General features: G+C 54.1%; 15 protein-coding genes. 9 read left to right on the top strand and 6 right to left on the bottom strand.

Going from position 1 to position 19,768, the window contains the following annotated elements:
- Positions 1-12 precede the first annotated feature (12 nt).
- A complete protein-coding gene (gene bshB1 / locus R3C20_24670) occupies positions 13-708 on the bottom strand; it encodes a bacillithiol biosynthesis deacetylase BshB1 (protein MEZ6043704.1) in 696 nt (231 codons plus the stop codon).
- 110 nt (positions 709-818) lie between these two features.
- Here bshB1 and R3C20_24665 point away from each other — a divergent pair, with 110 nt between their 5' ends.
- Positions 819-1,073: a hypothetical protein gene (locus R3C20_24665; protein ID MEZ6043703.1), complete on the top strand. Its 255-nt coding sequence runs from the start codon at positions 819-821 to the stop codon at positions 1,071-1,073.
- Positions 1,074-1,295: 222 nt separating this feature from the next.
- Positions 1,296-2,054, top strand: a complete 759-nt coding sequence (locus R3C20_24660) for a hypothetical protein (protein ID MEZ6043702.1) — start codon at positions 1,296-1,298, stop codon at positions 2,052-2,054.
- A gap of 95 nt (positions 2,055-2,149) precedes the next feature.
- On the opposite strand, the gene R3C20_24655 is transcribed toward R3C20_24660, so the two are convergent.
- Both R3C20_24655 and R3C20_24650 read right to left on the bottom strand, forming a co-directional pair.
- Complete coding sequence (locus R3C20_24655; GenBank protein ID MEZ6043701.1) at positions 2,150-3,817, bottom strand: PQQ-binding-like beta-propeller repeat protein; 1,668 nt, start codon at positions 3,815-3,817, stop codon at positions 2,150-2,152.
- 75 nt (positions 3,818-3,892) lie between these two features.
- The gene (locus tag R3C20_24650; protein ID MEZ6043700.1) at positions 3,893-6,100 is read right to left on the bottom strand and encodes a PQQ-binding-like beta-propeller repeat protein; all 2,208 of its coding nucleotides are present in this window, start codon (positions 6,098-6,100) and stop codon (positions 3,893-3,895) included.
- A gap of 374 nt (positions 6,101-6,474) precedes the next feature.
- On the opposite strand from R3C20_24650, the gene R3C20_24645 reads away from it, so the two are divergent.
- Together R3C20_24645 and R3C20_24640 are read left to right on the top strand one after the other, a co-directional pair.
- On the top strand, positions 6,475-6,681 hold the full coding sequence (locus R3C20_24645) for a hypothetical protein (protein ID MEZ6043699.1): 207 nt from the start codon (positions 6,475-6,477) through the stop codon (positions 6,679-6,681).
- 86 nt (positions 6,682-6,767) lie between these two features.
- A complete protein-coding gene (locus R3C20_24640; protein MEZ6043698.1) occupies positions 6,768-7,010 on the top strand; it encodes a hypothetical protein in 243 nt (80 codons plus the stop codon).
- Between the two features lie 539 nt (positions 7,011-7,549).
- Here R3C20_24640 and R3C20_24635 read toward each other — a convergent pair.
- A complete protein-coding gene (locus R3C20_24635) occupies positions 7,550-7,942 on the bottom strand; it encodes a thioesterase family protein (GenBank protein ID MEZ6043697.1) in 393 nt (130 codons plus the stop codon).
- Between the two features lie 42 nt (positions 7,943-7,984).
- Between R3C20_24635 and R3C20_24630 the strand changes: the two genes are divergently transcribed.
- The 5 genes from R3C20_24630 (at position 7,985) to R3C20_24610 (ending at position 18,031) form a co-directional block, all read left to right on the top strand.
- Complete coding sequence (locus R3C20_24630; protein ID MEZ6043696.1) at positions 7,985-8,362, top strand: gamma-glutamylcyclotransferase family protein; 378 nt, start codon at positions 7,985-7,987, stop codon at positions 8,360-8,362.
- Positions 8,363-8,546: 184 nt separating this feature from the next.
- Complete coding sequence (locus tag R3C20_24625; protein MEZ6043695.1) at positions 8,547-9,824, top strand: PQQ-binding-like beta-propeller repeat protein; 1,278 nt, start codon at positions 8,547-8,549, stop codon at positions 9,822-9,824.
- Between the two features lie 659 nt (positions 9,825-10,483).
- Complete coding sequence (locus R3C20_24620) at positions 10,484-14,602, top strand: hypothetical protein (protein MEZ6043694.1); 4,119 nt, start codon at positions 10,484-10,486, stop codon at positions 14,600-14,602.
- 297 nt (positions 14,603-14,899) lie between these two features.
- Positions 14,900-17,017 (top strand): CehA/McbA family metallohydrolase, encoded by a 2,118-nt coding sequence (locus R3C20_24615; protein ID MEZ6043693.1) that lies wholly within the window; start codon positions 14,900-14,902, stop codon positions 17,015-17,017.
- A gap of 111 nt (positions 17,018-17,128) precedes the next feature.
- Positions 17,129-18,031 carry an alpha/beta hydrolase gene (locus tag R3C20_24610; protein MEZ6043692.1) on the top strand — a complete coding sequence of 301 codons (903 nt, stop codon included), beginning with the start codon at positions 17,129-17,131 and terminating at the stop codon, positions 18,029-18,031.
- Positions 18,032-18,090: 59 nt separating this feature from the next.
- Here the strand turns inward: R3C20_24610 and R3C20_24605 are convergent, their stop codons facing one another.
- Complete coding sequence (locus R3C20_24605) at positions 18,091-19,200, bottom strand: S1C family serine protease (protein ID MEZ6043691.1); 1,110 nt, start codon at positions 19,198-19,200, stop codon at positions 18,091-18,093.
- The coding region (locus tag R3C20_24600; GenBank protein ID MEZ6043690.1) for a hypothetical protein at positions 19,197-19,768 on the bottom strand (572 nt) is incomplete at its 5' end. The genes R3C20_24605 and R3C20_24600, both read right to left, overlap by 4 nt.

Here is a 19,768-nt window from a genome sequence, read left to right as displayed (position 1 = left end):
AGCGGGCCTGGATTAAACGAGCACATTCAATCCGTCGATACCGATGGATTCACGGCTCATCAGCGGTTCGCCGTAAGCTTTTCCTATGGACCAGCCCCAGTATCGAGCTCGATCACGAATATCGTCGATGACGGTCGGGAAAGTCTGGTCACGTCCAGTTACCAGCTGACTCTTATAGCACTCCACTGCCTGCATCTTGGATTCGATGTCTTCCGAGATATCTATAACGACGGAAGGAGCAGGGTGGATTCGAAGGTGAATGCTGAAATAATGAAGAAGTTTTGGTGGCCAGTAGGGCTCACCATCCATGTCCGAACGACTGAGTTTCGACCAGAATCGTGCGTCATCACATAGGGCACTCGCTGCCACATGATCCGGATGAGCGTCCTGCCAGTACGGGGCCAGAATAGTCCTGGGCCGGGTTCGCCGAAATACCTCAGCCAGCTTGCGACGGGCTTCCAGCGTTGGCTGCAGGGAGCGGTTGGGTAAGCCAAGGCTTTCACGCCACCGGATATCGAGAATCCGGGTTGCTGCGTCCGTTTCAGCCCGCCTGATTTCCAGACTTCCATGGGGAGTTGGTTCGCCGTTTGTCAGTTCCAGAACACCGACCTGCAGATTCTGCCGTCGGGAAGATGCAATCAGGCCACCCACGCTGATTTCCGCGTCATCGGGATGCGGCGCAACGATCAAAATATCCAGAGACGTCATGAAATCGTTCCTGCTGGTTGTTTCCGTCTGGGCGCAAACGAACAGATACTGAAGACTTCCGGTGCAAGCTTCATGAATTCTGCCTCCGTTCCAGTAACTGGACTCGCGTCATGTTCCGTAGCATTCGACTTGGCATCGTTGCAGGTTTACTAATTTCGTCAACTGGCTGCCTGATCGACAGACTTGCTCAGCCTGCCGAGTTTGACAATGAGGACGCAATGGATGCCTTGAACGAAGACTGGGATAATGTTGGGAAAATAGGCAGAACGGGGAGGCGTATAGAGAAGGATCCGGATCCCTGGTTCAAGCAGAACTGGATGTCAGACGAAGCTCGGAGTATTGAGCACAACGTCGGAGTTGACTGATCCGAAAATCATCTGGACACAATTTGCGGGTTTCGGTAAACCACCGGTGAATTCTGCGACTCAGTGATTGCTGGTCGCAGAAAAGGCTGATGTTCCTGGAGCGTCGGCGTCCTTTCACCTTTCTCAGATTACCCGTCTGCCGACGTCTCTACGCCCAGCCTCTGCGGTGTCTTGCGTCGCCTATCCTTCCTCGCCGCGCGTTTACCACAGGGAAGTTTCAGGATGTCCAGATTTTACGGCTACTGGGCACTGCCGTGCCTTTTAGTGTCTGCTACTGGCTGTATGCAGCCGATGGGCTCCGGCTACATGTACGGTCCGTCGTCTTACCAATATCCTCAACAGTACCAGTACCCGCAAAACCAGGTTCCGCAGATGTATGGAGCCCCGGCATACGGTTCGCCGGGTACGCTGGTCGTGCCGCAATCAGATGCCCCTCCCTACTCACCCGGAAGCCCGACTTCGACGTACGAAGATGACCCGAAGGATACGTGGTCGAATCCTTCCGGTGGAACGGGTTCCACTTCGGGGGGCAACATGTTCGGCGAAGATCCTGTGCCGAAGCCGAAAGATCCAGCCGGCGGCGGCGGTTCCTTCTACGATGACAACTTTCCGAGTGGCCCTGGCGCGATGGTCATTCCCGGCAGCTCCGAAACCCCTGCGGACTCTGGCCCGGAGTTCGTCCTGGCCAGTACGGTATCGCGTCCGGTTTCGTACGGTTTTGATGTCAATGGGTACCGATGGCTGCAGGGATTATTGTCGCAGGACGAAAACGGTACCTGGAGCCTGAAATACAATCCCGCCGCGGATGATACGTTTCAGGGAGATTTGACGCTGATTCTGCAACCGCAGCAGTTGGCACAAATCTCCCCCGGTTCAGTGATTCAGGTGCAGGGGAAAATTGATTCTGCCCAACTGGATTCGCGCGGGCGAGCGACCTATCTGGTTCAGCAGATTCATCAGATTCCCGGTACTGTGCAATAAATTGCGCGGACTGCCGCCAACAGTGCCATCAATAGAAAAAGCCCGACACATTTCGTGTCGGGCTTTATTTTTTGATCGTTCTGATTCAGCAGAACTTATTCAGCCGGGTCACTTTGAGCACCATTCTGAATCGCGAAGATCTGATTTCGGTTCGCAATAAACAGCGTCTCATTCGCCACAACAGGAGAAGTGTAAACGGACGATCCCATGTTCAACTCTCCGAGAAGTTCTTTTTCTGCAGACAACTTGAAGATCGAAATGTCGCCGTCTTCATCACTGATATAGACGCGATCTTCCACGATCAATGGCGACGCCCAGGAGGCTGCGAACATATCGTGGGTCCAGTGCGGTTTGCCCGTCTTTGCGTCAAGACAATGCACGAGGCCACTGAAGTCCGGAATGAACAGCAGGTCATTCTTGATTGCGACAGTCCCGCATGTGCGGTGCATGGTCGTTTCCCATTCTTCTGTATCTGCTCCGACGTAATGCCAGACCGCTGCAGAATTGGGATTATCGCGTTCGAAGTCGCCTTCTTTTTCGATCAGCGCCTGAAGTCGCTTGTGAGCGATTGGCTTTTCAGGTTCTTTTGAGTTGTAGACCAGAGTGGGACTGACATCGCCTCTTTTGTTTGGATCGATGCACCACAGGTGTCCATTTCCTTCGCCATGCTCAGGGTCTTCGCCGACAGCCACATAAACCAATCCATTGTAAATCACAGGTGTTGCGATCAGGTGGTTTCTTGTCGCTCGACCCCCCAGAAGATAGATCGAGTCTTTCGGATTACAGTCAAACTTCCAGAGAAGGTCTGATTTACCGTTCTTTCCTTCTGCAGCAAAGCTGTAAAGGTATCCGTCGCCACCGCAGAACAGTACCTGAGCGACGCCGTTGAATACGCCGTAGGCTGGTGACGACCATTGCCCATGAAGAACGTTGGAGCCTGGGGAGTTGTCCGTCCAGAGAACCTTGCCTGAATTCTTGTTGATGCAGATAAAGCTGGGAGCGCGTTCTTCCGGAATTGTAACGTGCCCTTCGTCCACTCCGTTCCCTGTATTCACGAAAAGCATGTCACCCACACAGGTCAGCGAGCAGCTGCACATATTGTGTTGCGAAACGCTCAGAGCTTTCATCATGTCGAGTACCCAAATGACGTCCGCTTCCTTTTTGTCGTCAGGTACCGTTTCATTCACGAAAGGGCTGTCGTTTTCGCCGTCATGAAATCCTTCTGTGTCCAGGCACACAACTGTTCCGCGATTCGTCACATACCAGAGCCGATCCCCATCGACATAGGGCGCGGCACAGACGCCCTGGTGGGGCCAGTCATGGACGCGTCCGGTTGGCAGTTTTTCGTTGCTGTGCTGCCAGAGAAATTCGCCGGTCTTTTCGTCGAAGCAAATCAGGCATCCAAGGTCGACGGAGCTGGGGTAACGCTCCAGATAGCCATTGCCATTGTTTGTCCCGACATAGACCTTACCGTTGGCAACAACCGGGTTTCCATAGGTTTCGGAGCCCAGCTTCATGCTCCAGCGAATGTTCTTCCCACTGTCAACGTCCCATTCGGTGGGTACGTTCTTCGCGTCCGGACAATTGTTTCGATGGGTTGTGCCACCCCATTGTGGCCAGTCATTCGCGCCAACCTTCATCTTGCTGATGGATTCACGCACGAACTGAGTAGGGTCTTCCGCAGTTGCAATTGAGAGTGCCAGAATGGCTGACAGCATTGTGGTGAACTGAATTGCAAAGCTGCGATTCGTTGGATGATGCATATGGATTTCCTTTATGGTTGAGCCGGGCGATAAGGTTCATCTTCCTCATGCCCGGCTCGTTTGACTCTTGTTCTGCTAGTTTGCGTACACCTGAACATTATCGATATAGAATTCGGCATCCGATGACTTACCAAACATTCCCGGACTGCCAATAACATTTGGTGTTTCGTCGGCTGCTTCGATTTGCCATTCCGTGGGTTCAGATGAGTTTCTTGGCCAGATCTTACCTCGCAGAATGGCTTTGCCGTCCTTGTTTTCGCTCTGGAATTTCATGGTGTACCACGTTCCGGCAGACCATTGCATGTCGACAGTTCTCGCGAAACGCAATTCCAGTCGAGGTGTCCACGAACGAATCTGCAGGTGCTGAGATCCCTGCAGATCGAGCGTGTAGCGCTGATTCACGAGACCCATATCCGGCAGCCGACCGTCTGTTTCCGTCGCAAGAAAATCAGCCTGAATTGTGTAGTCATGCAGATCGGTCCATCCCATCCAACCCTGGCTGCGTGTACCGAGAGGAATGGTGCTGATCTTTACGAGTACGTCTTCGCCTTCGACTTTCGCGGGTTTATGTCGGTAGTTGGCTCCAATCCATGTGGGAGGAACCTTGCCATCATTGAAATCGAACTTCCATGGCAGGGCTGGAATGACACGGACTCTCGCACTGGCGGTCAGATCGCCGACCGTCGCTTTCAGGGTCACGGCTGCTGGAGCGTCTCCATCCGGCGCGGTAAAGAGCAGCTTGTTGCTGACGCTTCCTCCGCCTTCGACAGTGATATCGGCCTCTGTGACTTCCTTCAGGAACCGTCCTTTTTCGTCATAGGCTCGAACCGACAACTGAAGTGTTTCACCTGGCTTGATCAGGTTTTCGACCGGTGTGAGAAGAATGGTTGCAATTTCAGCCGTCCGATTTCCGCCAGAACCGGCGCCACCAGAGACTGAAAGTCTGAGCCGTGGTCGCGCAGGTTTCTCAACAGGCTTGGCGGCGCTTTCCAGTCCGACGCAATACAGCGCTTCGATGGTTGGGATATAGATACGACCATCCGAAATTGCCGGAGAACCAAATACTTCTTCACCCTGCGACAGACGGGTCTGACTGATGATATCAACGCCTTTGTCCGAGGGCTTCAGGATGTACGATCGTCCGGTGTTCTCAATGGCATAGAATTTTCCGTCACCGTGAACCATACTGCCGAACATGATTCGGCCCAGCTTCTTTTCACCAACGATCCTGCCGGTGGCCGCTTCAACGATGACCAGGTTCGCACCATCTTCGATAAAGTAGACTCGATCGCCCAGCTTGACTGGAGTGCTGCGTGCGACAGTGCGTTTCATTTGCTTCCAGAGCAGATCGGATTCTTTGACTTCTCCTGTGGTATTACCGTCAAAGGCAAAAATGGAACCCAGAATGGTCGTGTCATTCGCGTTCTGCTCGCTGTGCCCGCAATAAACGATCCCTCGCTCATCAACCAAGGGCGTTGTATTCAAGCCTCGGGTAGAGGCCTGATATTTCCAGATAATCTTCCCGGTGCGTGGCTGCAAGGCGTAAATCGCCCCGTCTCCGGCTCCAACGACCATCGCGTCCTGACCATTGAATCGGGCGAACACGGGGGTACTGTAGGTCGTGTCTTTGGGCTTGGGCTGTGTGCTTATGAACCAGACAGATTCTCCTGTGATCTTATCGAATGCGATAAACCGATGCGCAGGAACAGCCGTCTCTCCCCAGCCGGTCATCACGCCGCTGATGATTACCAGGTCTTCAAAAACAACCGGGAAGTTCGTTCGGCCACCGTAGGTGGAAAGCATTCCGAACTCTTCGCTCATCGAGCGTTCCCAATAGATTTTTCCAGTCTTTGCGTCGAGGCACTGAAAGACGCATCCGAGCCCCAGAACGTAGATTCGTTCTGAATCCGGATCGCAGATCACACTCGACCAACCGACGCGTTCTGCCGGAGCGTCCGAGAGATAAACGTTGTGAATACTTTCCCAGAGTAATTCACCAGTGACAGCATCCAGACAAACAGTCTTCTCGCCTTCTTTGGTTGTTTCGGGGAATGCACGACAGACCAGATAAACGCGGCCGTTCATGACCACGGGACTGGATCGAGTTCCGTATTCCTCTTTTCGCCAAAGCAGGTTTTCACCCTTCGGGGACCAACTGTCCGGAAGTGAGGCCTCTCCCGACAGGCCGTTCATTCGAAGTCCGCGCCAGTGCGGCCAGTCTTCGCTCAGAACGGAAGGACACATGAGGCAAACACCCAGCAGAGTGAGCACAAAAGCTTTCATCAAACTGAACCCTTCGCTGAAACGGATTAGTCAGCAGCGTGAATGAGGGAAAGACAACACCGATGGTCGCGCCGGCCTGATTTCGGTGGATTGACTATCTGGAAAAGAGGATGGATTTCAGGTGGGAGATTCATCGACAGGGACGCCCTGCATGACAATGCCGCGCCGACAAAAGTCACTGATACGTCCTTCAATAGTCTACGGAAACCAACGCAGCATTCAATCGACCCTTCAGAAATGAGGATGGGAGATCCCGCCGGAAATGCACGGTAAACACTGCAGTTAACGCTGACTGTTTCTGAGGTTGAACACGTTTCGGGGCTCCGTGGATCTGCCCGATTTTCGGACTCGCATAGCCAGGAATCCGGCTCTGAATGGAGCAAGCGCATGAAAAAAGCGGCATCCCTGCCGCTTTGGATCAACGTCTCTACGTGATCTTTCTGATCGCAGTCATGCGATATTCGATCGAAATGATCAGGCGGTTGGAGCTTTCACCTCTGCTGGAGGTGCTGGTGCATCTTCCACGGCAGGAGCGGTTGCAGCTGGTGCAGGTTCAGCTGGAGCTGCGGCCGGTGCGCTGACTGCAGGACATCCGCCAGCACATGATGGGGCAGCTGCGCCACAGGCAGAACCGCAGGAACTAACAGCGCCACATGAAGATCCACATGTGCTGACAGTGCCACATGAAGATCCGCAGCTGCTTGCGCAGTGTACGGGAGCCGTATGGCAGCTGCCACATGACGAACCACATGAGCTAACGGTGCCGCATGAAGATCCACAGCTGCTGGCGTGGCAAGCAGGAGCCGAATGGCAGCTGCCACATGAAGATCCGCATGTGCTAACGGTGCCACATGATGAACCACATGAGCTGACAGTGCCGCATGAAGATCCACAGCTGCTGGCGTGGTAGACAGGAGCCGAATGGCAGCTGCCGCAGGATGGCTGTACGTGGCAGCTTGAGTAGCTAACAGGCTGGACGTTGCAGCCACCACAGGATGAGTACACGACGTGGCCGCACGGTGATGCACAGCACTTGTTCTTCTTCTTTGCTTCCGCCGAGTTAGTCAGCAGCAATGCCGCACTAACCATCAAAATTCCGAAACGATACATCTCTCAAATCCTCCGTCGGGGGCACTGAAACGCTCGCCGGTCAGTCGTGACCGACATCAGGGCGGAATGAAGGCACAGAAAAGCCTCCAAGCCCGCCCAAAACTTCTGCGCAACCTATGTTCCGGGATAGGTAATTGTCAAACAGCTTGCCTGGCTTTCCAGGGAGCGGGTAATTCAGGAAGGTTGAGTCAAGTTTGTGGGCGGTGATACGCGGCGATGCCAACCATGGGAGGCGGCTTCGATTCCTGGGGCAAGTTGTCGGTAAATCGGGCGATTTGCAGTTCAGCTCAAAGCTTGCGCTGCGTTTCGTGGTTTCCGGATCGTATCGGGACGCCATTCCTAACTCGATGAGACATCGATCATATCGTCAGGGATTCGCTGTAACTGACCATTGGTGTCCACACATGCGATGACAGAATTACCTTCTGTCAGTAGTTCTTCGCCCCGGTACAGCTTGTACGAATGCTCGATCCTGGCAGGCGAAATTCTATCGATTCGCGTGGTCAGGGTCAGCAAATCGTCGTATCGCGCGGGACGCCGAAAATGGACATTGACCTTCGCAACCACCAGGAAGTGCCCCATTTCTTCCATGCGACGGTAACTGCCGCCCTGGGCACGAAACAATTCGGTTCGACCAATTTCGAAGTAGGTCAGGTAGTTCGAATGGTGGAGAAATCCCATGGCATCTGTTTCACTATAACGAACACGCAGTTCGGTTGTGTGCTCATTCATCACTTCGAAGTACCTTCAGTCTGTTGTATGCCGACGCGAACTATGAACCCGAAAACGACTCAGATTTTTGTCTACGGATCGCTCAAACGGGGGCATGATCTTCACTTTTTGCTGAATGATCAAATCTACCTCGGGCCGGCGACCACCCAGCCGAAGTACAGGCTCTTTGATCTCGGAGAATATCCGGGTCTCGTGGAAGTAGATTCGCTGGGACAAACAGGCAATTCAATTTGCGGTGAGTTGTATTCTGTGGATCTCCGAAAACTGGATGAACTCGATGCCGCGGAAGAAGTCGCCAACTTTCTGTACGAACGTCGGCAGATCAAACTCCAGCCACCACATGAAGGCGTTCATGTTCAGGCCTGGTTTTACCTGCGAAGTGTCCGCAATAAAGAAGACTGCGGGAACGAATGGCAATAAAGTTCTGTCTGCCGGGGTGATCTGCAGTGAGCGATGGTTAAACAACTTTCGGTGTTACGGTTCCCGGGGGAAATTCAGGGGCTGGTTGGACGAACTTTCCATTCCTGAGTGACTTTCTTCGCTGGCTATTTTTGGATTGGGGGCTCTGATGCAGTTCTGTCCGTGTACTTTCCCGAGGGTGGTTTTGCTGTTGGTTTCAGCGGTGTTTGCTTCTCCGGCTTTCCCGGTCGCCCGTTGTCAGGAAGCCAGCCAGTCGGCAGCGGAAATGGTGGCTGCAGAAAATTGGAATCAGTGGCGTGGGCCATTTCGAAATGGTCAGTTCAATGTCCGGAAGTGGCCAGCGACCCTGTCAGAAGATGTCGTGCGCGAAGTCTGGAAAAAGGATCTTTCGCCAAGCTATTCCGGGCCAGTCGTTTGCGGTGATGCCATTTTCACAACGGAAACAATCGACGGCAAGAACGAAGCCATCATCGCCTTCAATCGGGAAACCGGTGAGCAGTTGTGGCGTGTCGAGTGGCCAGGTGCACTGACGGTTCCCTTCTTTGCTGCTTCCAACGGAAGCTGGATTCGCTCCACACCGGCTTGTGATGGGACCTACCTGTATGTTGGTGGTATGAGGGATGTGCTTGTGTGCCTTGAGGCCCGGACCGGAAAAGAAATCTGGCGGATTGATTTTCCTCAGCTCCTGCAGGCCCCGCTGCCTGCATTCGGCTTTGTCTCGTCCCCGTTGCCTGACGGCGATTCGCTCTACGTTCAGGCTGGCGCATCATTCGTTCGCATCAGGAAGTCAGACGGTGAAATCATCTGGCGAACATTACAGGATTCCGGCGGGATGATGGGCAGCGCGTTTTCATCGCCTGTGATCGCAGAAATTGGAGGTCTCCGGCAGCTGGTCGTTCAGACGCGAACCAAACTGGCGGGGATCAGCTTAGACGACGGATCGGTGCTGTGGGATCAGGATGTCCCCAGTTTTCGAGGGATGAATATTCTGACTCCGTCAGTGTACGGCGATGCCATCTTCACCAGCAGTTACCAAAACCAGTCGTGGTTGTTTTCGTGTCAGCGAAGTCAGGATGCATTTGAAGTTTCGGAAGCCTGGTCGAACAACGCTCAGGGTTACATGTCGACCCCCGTCATCATTGATGATCATGCCTATCTGCATTTGCAGAATGAGCGGATCACCTGTATCGACCTTCGGAATGGTGAACGCAAATGGACATCTCAGCCTGTTGGCAAGTACATGAGCATGATTGCAAATGGAGACCGCATCCTGGGTCTCAATCAGAATGGAACATTGATGCTGATCCGCGCCAATCCGGAGAAATATGAGTTGCTCGGTGAGTTCAGTAGTGGGCAGGAAGAGACCTGGGCTCACCTGGCTTTGGATGAGGGTCGGGTTCTGATTCGCGGTTTGAATTCGCTTGCTGTTTACGAGTGGCGGGACGCGAACGTTCAGCCATAACACCGCGCAGCCATAACGCCGGTTTGGCATAACACGGGCTCGGACTGACCCGATCAATTCGAAGCCGACAAGACGCCCCCAGGCATTTCAAATGCCTGGGGGCGTTGGCATTTGGCTCTGAGTGTTGCGCCGTCGCGAGCTCTGCAATGGCGAACCTCGCAAATTTTTGTCCTGAGGCGGGGATTCCCGGTTTCCGATGGCGTCTTTGTGGGCATTCCGACGTGAAATCCGCCTTCCTGCGTGACTTCAGTGATCGCATTCGGCAGCGTGATACGCTGTTTTCGCGTGTGGGAGGATCGTGAATTCGGCGGTTTCAGTCGGGCGTCATTGTGCCATCGGCAGGCGTTGCCGATGGGGAGCTGTGGCAACCCAATCCGAAAAAAAAAGACAGGGTGAGTCAATTTCATCGTATTGACCCTTTCTGATTTCCTGAGCTATCAACCGCTTTCAATCGTCGTGACCTCGCGCCCCGGGAAGCTCTTTTGCGGGACATCAGGCCTGACAATTGAAGAACAGAAATAATGAACCAGCGGTCCGGGGCTTCAGTCCCGGATATGACAAAAGACAAAACTCAGAAACCACATGGCCAATGGGTCATGGACGACCGCCAGCGTCACTCAGGACGAGATCGCTGAGCATTCCTTAAGGAGGAACCTACATTGCACAAGGCCATCGGACTCATCACGTGCGCTTCGGTGATGGCCGTGTCGCTGTATTTGTTCAGCGGCGGCGATCCATCTCGAACGCTGTCAGCCCAGACAGATTCTGCCAGCGGTGACAGCTACGGCTCCGTCGCTCGTCGCTTCATGCAGGATGCTCGAAAGGCGGCTCAGGAAGGCAACACCGACGAAGCTCGTCGAATTGCCGAAGCTGCGAATGCTCTCTCCACGACGTGGGGACCAGATGAGCAAACGCCAGCTCAGTTTTTGAAGTCGCTGGATTCAAAGCCAGCTTCGGATGCCGGTTCCATTGCATGGGACGACATCGAAGCTGATAGCGAACCAGCTGCTTCTGAGAATCCATTTGCTGCAGCTGCGGCTCAGCAGGCGTTGACAAAAGAAGAGCAGCCCGCCACCAGCAACGACCTGCTTCGGAAGAAACAGGCCCAGCGCTTCATCACGGAAGCTCGTCAGGCTCTTGCAGCGGGTGATTTTGCCCTTGCGAGATCACGGGTACTTCAGGCGAAGCAACTGAATGCGTCATGGGGGCTCTGGGATGATCGGCCGGAACACGTTCTCGCTGACATTGACAAAGCCGACAGCAGCAAGACGTTTCTTGCCGGCTCAAATACTGCAGCTCCGGAAAAGTCACACTCCGCAGATTACCAGAAAGCTGCGTCCCTGCTTCAGCAGGCACGACTGGCAATGGACGCTGGCAAGCTGTCAGAAGCGCAGCAGCTTGCAGAGCAGGCAGCCGAGCTGAATGTCGCCTACGGAACCTTTGAAGACAGTCCGACACTGGTCCTGCGTGATATTGAACGACTTGCGGCCGGAAGCGGCGACTCTGCGTTTTCGCAATCGGTGGCCGATAATTCACCGCAGGCTGTCAAAGCCAGAGAACTGCTGAATGAAGCTCGCGCGGCATTGTCGACTGGTCGTTTCAATGAAGCTCGCCAGAAGGCGGATGAGGCTCGTCACCTGAATGTCACTTACGGTGTGCTCGACGATCGTCCGGAACTGATCATCAACGATATCGATCTGGCCCTTCGTGGTCAGGGGCAAACCGTGAATGCAGGGCACGCCACTCTGGCAGCCAACGACTCTGAGGAAAGCAATCCGTTTGGGTTCCGGAGTCCTGTGGACATGACTCCGGAAGGTTCCGCAACGACACGGCCTTCTGCGGGTGGAACGATCGCTCCGGTCAGCTATGACGCAGGAGCAGACTTTGGGGTGATTCACCCTGAAGGTGAGTCCGCTGACGCGGCATACCAGCGAGGTATGGCACTTTACCGCAGTGGAAGTCGTGCGGCTGCCAAAGCCGCATTCGAATCGGCCTGGCAGAATGCAGGTGAACTGAATCCGCAGAAGCGACGCAATCTTCAGGATCTGCTGCAATCACTTGCAGGTGATTCCGGAGTACAGCAGGTTGCTGCTCAGGAAAATCTTCCGGGTTTCGATGTCACCGATGAAGGTCCGATGGCACCTATGTCGAACACGGATCCTCTGACAGCTGCCTCTGAAGAGTCTGACGTTCGTTATGGACGATTGCGGACAGAAGTCATGAACAGTGTCTTCCGAGCAGAGAAACTGAAGGAAGAGAATCCGGACGAAGCACTGCAGATTCTGGATAATACGCTGGCGACTGTTGAGTCGGCACCGATGAGTACCGAAGCTATTGAGACGCTGTCGGGTTACATCCATCGCAGCCAGACTTCGATTCGTCAGTGGAAAGAGCAGCTTGCACCACGGTACGCACAGGAAGCAAAGAATCGCAACGTTCGGGAAGAAATTGAGCGTCAGACAAAGGCTCAGATTCGTATCGAGCAGGAGATTGCTGACCTGACCGGAGAGTTCAATCAGCTGATGCGGGAACACCGGTATGCTGAAGCAGAACTGGTTGCCAAGAAAGCTCGGGATCTGAATCCAAAGCTGCCTGCCACTGTTATCATGGTTGAAAAGGCCAAGCTGCAGCGACAGATTGCCTTCAATGAAGATCTGCGTGAACGCAAGGCGGATGGATTCCTGAACGTTCTGAACGAAGTCGAAGACTCCGCCGTTCCTTTCGCGGGTGAGTACGCTCTTCCAAAAAGCTGGAAGGAAATGACTGCACGCCGTGAACGATTTGGTCGAGCGGATTCTCGCGATCGAACTGAGAGCGAGATGCTGATTGAGAAGAGTCTCGGACAGAAAGTTTCACTGCATTTCCATGACGTGCCTTTGTCGGAAGTGATTCGACACATCGCTACGAATCACGGAATCAACATTGGAATCAAGGGCCATGCTCTTGAAACGGAAGGTCTGACTGCAGCTCAGCCCGTCAGTATTGACGTGGACGGCATTCAATTGAAGAGTGCTTTGAATCTGCTGCTGGAGCAGGCAGGCGGACTCGTCTATGCGATCGAAAACGAAACGCTGATGATCAGTAACCGCATGGATCAGGAAGCTCGGTTCGATACGGTTGTCTACAACGTCGCGGATCTGGTTGTTTCGCGGGAAGTGATTACATCCAAGGATCCTCTGAACGTTCCAACGGGGTTGGAGCCCTATCGCAATTCGAACGGTCTGTTCCAGGTCAATGATGATCTGGCAGTCTCCATCGGGCCTGGTGGTTCGCCACGTCGAGGAGGTTCGTCCGGGGTCCAGGATACGGACTTTTCTGCCCTGATCGATTTGATCACAACGACTGTTGAACCCGGCTCGTGGAGCATTGACGGCGGCGAAGGGCAGATCTCAACGAGTGAAAATACGTTGAGCCTTGTCATTCGACAAACAGGTCCGGTACATGATCAGATTGCGGATCTGCTGACTCAGCTTCGCAAACTGCAGGACCTGATGGTCACCGTAGAAGTTCGATTCATCAGTGTGTCTGACCGCTTCTTCGAACGAATTGGTGTCGACTTCGACTTCAACGTTCAGGACACTCTTGGCGATCCAGCAGGAGTACCAGCCTTCGGGTCTCGCCAGCTGACATTCCCGGGTGGTGCTGCTAACGGCGGCAACGGTGGCAACAACCAGGGCGGTGACCTCCGCGGTGGTAACCAGAACGGCGGTGGCGGACAGCAGGGACAGCAAGGACAGCAGGGGACGACAACCGGGTTGTTTGACCCTGTGAATCGCGTGAATTCCCCACGCGATGATTTCAGCCGACAGGCCGTTGGACTGTCTGCCCCCGGTCAGTTTACGACGGACTATGATATCCAGTTCCGTCAGGGCTCTTTCGAACTGGGTGTGCCTGACTTCGGGGGATTCAATCCTGATGCGGGTATTCAGATGGGTATGGCCATCCTGAGTGACATCGAAGCATTCTTCTTCATTCAGGCCGCTCAGGCCGATGAACGATCGAATATCATGTTTGCTCCGAAGGTGACACTATTCAACGGTGGATTCGCGTCAGTCAGTGACTTCACAACGCGTTACCTGGTCGTTGGACAGACACCGGTGGTTGGTACGGGTGCCGTTGGTTTCCAGCCGATCATCCAGGCTTTCCCGGATGGTATCAACCTGAGCGTTACTGCAGTCATCTCTGCTGATCGACGCTACGTCCGACTTTCGCTGGCTCCAAACTTCACCAACATTATCGACATCCAGACCTTCACCCAGGTAAGCTTCGGCGGTGCTGCTGGTATCGGCGGTGGCGGTGGTGGTGGCATCGGTGGCATCGGTGGTGGTGGCGGATTCGGCGGCGGTGGCGGCGGCTTCGGCGGCGGCGGTGGTGGAATTGGTGGATTCGGCGGCATCGGTGGCGGCTTCGGCGGTGGCGGTGGTGGCGGATTTGGTGGCGGTGGTGGCGGTCAACAGGGTGGCCAGCAGGGTCAGCAGGGCCAGGCCGGTGGCGGCTCATCTGGTACTGTCCAGTTGCCTGTGATTGCAATCATCAACGTCTCAACCACGGTAAGCGTACCAGACGGTGGAACGGTTCTGCTCGGAGGAGTCAAACGACTTCGAGAAGGCAGAAACATGGCTGGTGTGCCAATCCTGAACAAGATTCCTTACATCAGTCGTCTGTTCAAGAACAGTGGTGTGGGTCGCGAGACAGAAAGCATCATGATGATGGTGACGCCGCGAATTGTGATACCAGAAGAGGAAGAAGAACTGATCATCGGAACTGCCGCTCAATAACGATTTCATCTGGCCAAGAGACCGGTGGGGAACTGCCGGTCGGTCTGCCTGAATCAGGTGCGGTCTGCTCAGGTAGAATGGGTCTGAGCCAGCTGATCGTTACTCACTGCAGTTGAGCAGTTTCGGGGTCTGAGCCGTCGCGAAGTGCGGGTTTCGCGACGGCTTTTCTATGCGCTGAAGGATTTGTCAATGTTTAAGTTCGTTCACTGCGAAATGGTGCCGTGAACGCGTCTGATCTGTATCCTGTTCTGCGGGGATCGTTTTCATGACCTGCAGCCGGACAGGAGAAGTGCTCGAATGCAAACTGGTTTCAATCGCTGGGTGCTGGTCATTATCTCACTTTGTTGTCTGTTCAACCTGACTGATGACGTATTGGCTCAGGCTATTTCGACAGTTCTGGATGACGCGAGACACCACCTTCGAAATGGCAGCGAACCCGAATGGTCCGACTTCGAATCTGCACCCGAATCCCATGAACTGGTTCTTGAGTTTGAGGCCCGGGCAAATCCTGACGAATGGTGCCTCGAAGTTACTCAAAATAACGTCAAACAAAACTGGTTTATCAGCATTAACGGCACCAAACTGGCCGCACTCCATGTCAACGAAAACCCAATAGTAGCCTTCTTTTCGATTCCGCCTGATACGTTGATGGATGGCGTGAATGAGCTGCGTATCACGACGACTGCGGCCGTGCCAGACGATATTGTCGTCAGTCAGATTGTGCTCCATCGCGAGGCCAGGTCTGAGTTTCTGCGGCAGACAGCCACTCTCGTTGTTGTGGAAGAACGCGGGAAAGCGATTCCCTGTCGGATCACAGTGATGCGGGAAGCTGTCTTACCTGAAACTGATATGGGCCAGGAAGTGCTCATGACAACCGGGTGTGAGACCTCTCAGGAGCTGGCGGTTCGACCGGGAGTGATCTACTGCACCGGGCAGGCCCGGATCTTGTTGCCAGCTGGCACGTACACCTTGATTGCGGGACGCGGGCCTGAATATGGCATCGCCGAAACGCAGGTGACCCTTCGCGAAGGCGAGGAACAGAATCTTAGAATGGAACTTGTTCGCGAGGTCGACACTTCGGGGTTCGTCAGTTGTGATACGCACGTTCATACGTTTACACATTCCCGGCACGGGGATGCGACCATTGAAGAACGAATGTTGACTCTGGCCGGCGAAGCCATCGAACTTCCCGTAGCGACGGACCACAACCTGCACATTGACTTCGTTCCCGTCGCGCACCGAATGAAAATGCTCGACTACTTCACTCCGGTTATCGGAAACGAAGTCACGACAAAGATTGGTCACTTTAATGTCTTCCCGGTTGATTCAGAGCAAGTGCCTCTGCCCAACTTCAAGTCTGAAACGTGGGAAGAAATCTTTGCGTCAATCAAATCAACTCCGTCGGTTCAGGCAATCATCCTGAATCATGCACGCGACCTTCACAGTCAGTTCCGTCCATTTGATCCACGAAATCATCTTGCGTCCCTTGGACACAGCGCGAATGGATGGCAATTGCAGGTCAACGCGATGGAGATCATCAATTCCGGCGCTCAGCAGACAGATATGATGCGTTTGGTTGACGACTGGATGGGAATGCTGAACGCCGGGCATCGGCTGACTCCGGTTGGCTGCAGCGATTCGCATGACGTTGCCCGGCACTTTGTTGGTCAGGCCCGCACCTACATTCGGGCGAATGACGAAAACGTTGGGGCTCTGGATACAGCACAGGCCATTGAGAACTTCGTGAATGGCCGCGTTGTGGTCAGTTGTGGTCTGTTCTGCACGATCAAAGTAAATGGCGAGTTTACTTCCGGCGATATGGTTCCTTCATCCGGGGAGTACGAAGTCGAAATTGATCTGCACGGACCTTCGTGGGTCGAAGCAGACGAAATTGAGTTGTTTGCGAACGGTAAGAGTGTCTACACGAAAATTCTGTCACCTGAACAGCGATCGTATGCCGGATTGAAATGTCGAGTGACCGTTCCCCTGAACTGGCCGTTTACAAATGACTGTTTTCTGGTGGCTGTCGCGAGGGGCCCGGGCGTCAGGCGGCTGCATTGGCCAGTCGCTCGACCATACCAACCGACTTCTCCACATTGGTCGCCGTTATGCATGAGTGTGACGGGTGCCGTTTGGATTGACATCAACGGGAATGGGCTTTTTGACGCGGCAAAGCAGGTCGCAATGCAGGTTCGGCAACAATGCGGTGGTGACTTTGACAGCACTCTTGCCGAGCTGTCCAGGTTGGATCAGGCCACATCTTTGCACACCTGGGCCCACTGGATGAACTATGGACAACCGGATCTGACTGATGAACAGCAGTTGCGATTACGCAGAAGTGAGCCCCATGTCCGGGATGCTTACGCCACCTACATGACCGAATGGCGAGCCAGCCAGATCGAGGCTGTCCGTTAAACCGAGTACACTTGCGGAAGTCGTTTTGTATCAACAGTTCACGCGATGGTGTGTTGAATCTACACTCGAAGTGTTCGACATCCCTGAATTTCATGACGGAAAGTTCTGCAAATGAAGCCTCTGCGTATTTCTGCAATAGTTACTGTGCTCGCCATGACTGTTTCGAGTGTTGTCGCAAGGGAGCCAGATTACGTGATCAACCTGTGGAATGGTTCGCAGCCTGGTCCGGCCATTGATGCTGGTGAAGAACAGGACTTCACGAAAGACACAGACCGGCTGATCGCAGGGCGACGCATCATCAAGCTTGGAAATGTGAGCGTTCCCCAGGCCCATGTCTTTCTTGCACCGGAAGGTCAGCGTTCCGGAGCTGCAGTCGCGATCTGTCCGGGGGGCGGATACAACATTCTGGCGTGGGATCTGGAAGGAACCGAAGTCGCCGAATGGCTGAATTCCGTTGGCATCACTGCGGTGGTCGTCAAGTACCGCGTTCCCACAGGAAAGCTGGATCCCAAATGGCTCGGGCCGGTACAGGATACGCAGCGGTCCATCAGTCTGATCCGAGCCAATGCTCAGGATTGGGGAGTTGATACCGCAAAGGTTGGCGTACTGGGTTTTTCGGCTGGAGGTGACACGGCAGCTCGAACGGCCCTTGCGACGGAAAGACACTACGAACCCGTTGATCAGATTGACGACCAGCTTTGTGTGGCAAATGCCGGCATTCTCATTTATCCAGCGTATCTGACGAATGATGAAAGAACGGCTTTGAAGGATGACCTGAAGGTTTCGAAAGAATCGCCGCGCATGTTTCTGGCTCATGCATGGGACGATCCTGTAACACCGGCAAGCAGTCTGCTGTTGGCCCTGGCGCTCAGGAAGCATGACGTTGCTGCAGAGCTGCACTTATACGACGCGGGTGGGCACGGTTATGGACTGCGGGCCGTTGATGGAAAACCGGTTACAAGCTGGAACCTTCGATGCGCCGACTGGTTACACCGGAACGGTTGGGCCAGATAAGGACGATGCCAGCGTGCCAGGAGCACTTATCCCGATCTTGCCGAAGGGACCTGCAGAACCTACGGGTTGCGAAATTCGATGGTGTGCAGCTGCTGATTTCGGCTGACGGTGATGTTGATGGGTTGGCCAGACCTCAGCTCGGCGAGCCGCTGGCGAAAATCTGTAACGGAGGTAATCACGCTATCATTTAATAAAACAATTAAGTCACCCCGCTGCATGCCAGCTTTTGATGTGACTGAATTACTCACCACCGAATCCACATATGCGGGAGTTCGTTCAAGCACTGGCGGCAGCAGTGTCAGACCGAATCGGCGTGTCAGTTCGCGGTCACTAATCATCTGCCGCGTGGATTCTTCCGCAGACTCCGTTTCAATACGTTTTCCTGCAATCAGGCTTTCGATAGCGGACTTCAATGTCGTCAGTGGCACAGCATAGTTAACCCAGGTGTTGCTCTGCTGGTGTCTGATTTCTCTGCCAAGTAAGCCAACTGGGCGCCCTGAAAGCGTGGTCAGAAGTCCCCCGGTAGCACCTGAGTTGTTTGTAATGGCGTCTATGATCAATACGGGCGATTTGACTGGAAATTGCCAGCGACCCTGAAGGGCCTGAAGCTCAGTACGAGCGGCAATGGTTCCATGAACAACAGAAACGGGCTCATTACCGGTGGCAACGTGAAACATATTGCTGAACGCCAGAACTGACGCCCCGGCATCGAGATCCACAGCGTCGTTCAGATCGACAAATTTGAAGCGGCGTCCCTCTGTCGCGTTTAACTTGAGAACGGCCAGATCAAAATCCCGGCTGGTCCCGACAACGCTGACCGAATACCGTTGCCCATCCGATGTGACGGCATTCAGATAACCTACGTTTATCAGGTGATTCCAGACAGTCACCACATGACCTTCCGGGGAGACAATAATGCCACTTCCGTACGAATCAAGGTTGCCGACGCCTGCACCAAACAGTTTGACAATCAGCGGCTGCTGGTCCTGAATGACAACAGATGCATTTGGAGGCGTATCCAGTGCGGAAACCGGGGCACAGATTGATGATGCGAGTACGCCTGCCAGTAAACCGAGGCCTGCTGCAAATGCTCCACTTCTGAAACTCTGGCCCGTCAGAGAATCGGGCTGTACTGTTGGTCTGCCGGGGGGGGCGTCTGATGCTGTCATCTTGTCTCTCCAGATGTTCGAAAACTGGCTTCGGTAATGTTCAGCCAGCGAACAGCTTCTGTGTCTGAGTCGATGACGCCAATACGGCCGGGCAGGATGGGACTCTTTTCGTTGCTGGTTGGGCTGGACTCCTCCCAGTCCGCGAACAACAGCCGGGCTTCGTCGAGACCTTCGCCGATCGTGATGTCGACGCCAAAAGGAAAGGACTGCTTCTGATCAAAGTACCACCGGCTCAGCATCGCCCCACTTCGGGTGATTAAGACATCGACAACGGCACCGGAGGGCTGGTGCACCGTTCGACCACCTGCCTGGGCATCATCAAAGTTTCCATCGAGCTTATTGAGCAGGTGACGCAACTGCAACGCACCCGTCAGAAGTCCGTACTGATCCGGCGGTTCATCGCTGGCGACAATATTAGCGGAAGCCTGATACCAGCTTCGTCCCTTTCCGTCCTCCGGCGGACCAATAAACGATGTGAATCCTGCTCCCGCCTCTCCAACAACCAATTCAAACTGCCTGGCCCCTGGCCCACTTCCAGTGTCACCATTCAGTACCCATGTTCCGGAAT

This window comes from Planctomycetaceae bacterium, from assembly GCA_041398825.1.
Taxonomy (GTDB): Bacteria; Planctomycetota; Planctomycetia; order Planctomycetales; family Planctomycetaceae; genus F1-80-MAGs062.
This window is presented reverse-complemented; position numbering and strand designations above follow the sequence as displayed.

Excerpts from the sequence above, each read along its gene's own strand:
- R3C20_24605 (MEZ6043691.1), bottom strand. The coding sequence starts at position 19,200 with ATGACAGCATCAGACGCCCCCCCCGGCAGACCAACAGTACAGCCCGAT.
- R3C20_24630 (MEZ6043696.1), top strand. The coding sequence starts at position 7,985 with ATGAACCCGAAAACGACTCAGATTTTTGTCTACGGATCGCTCAAACGG.
- R3C20_24650 (MEZ6043700.1), bottom strand. The coding sequence starts at position 6,100 with ATGAAAGCTTTTGTGCTCACTCTGCTGGGTGTTTGCCTCATGTGTCCT.
- R3C20_24660 (MEZ6043702.1), top strand. The coding sequence starts at position 1,296 with ATGTCCAGATTTTACGGCTACTGGGCACTGCCGTGCCTTTTAGTGTCT.
- R3C20_24610 (MEZ6043692.1), top strand. The coding sequence starts at position 17,129 with ATGAAGCCTCTGCGTATTTCTGCAATAGTTACTGTGCTCGCCATGACT.
- R3C20_24635 (MEZ6043697.1), bottom strand. The coding sequence starts at position 7,942 with ATGAATGAGCACACAACCGAACTGCGTGTTCGTTATAGTGAAACAGAT.
- R3C20_24665 (MEZ6043703.1), top strand. The coding sequence starts at position 819 with ATGTTCCGTAGCATTCGACTTGGCATCGTTGCAGGTTTACTAATTTCG.
- bshB1 (MEZ6043704.1), bottom strand. The coding sequence starts at position 708 with ATGACGTCTCTGGATATTTTGATCGTTGCGCCGCATCCCGATGACGCG.
- R3C20_24615 (MEZ6043693.1), top strand. The coding sequence starts at position 14,900 with ATGCAAACTGGTTTCAATCGCTGGGTGCTGGTCATTATCTCACTTTGT.
- R3C20_24645 (MEZ6043699.1), top strand. The coding sequence starts at position 6,475 with ATGGAGCAAGCGCATGAAAAAAGCGGCATCCCTGCCGCTTTGGATCAA.
- R3C20_24655 (MEZ6043701.1), bottom strand. The coding sequence starts at position 3,817 with ATGCATCATCCAACGAATCGCAGCTTTGCAATTCAGTTCACCACAATG.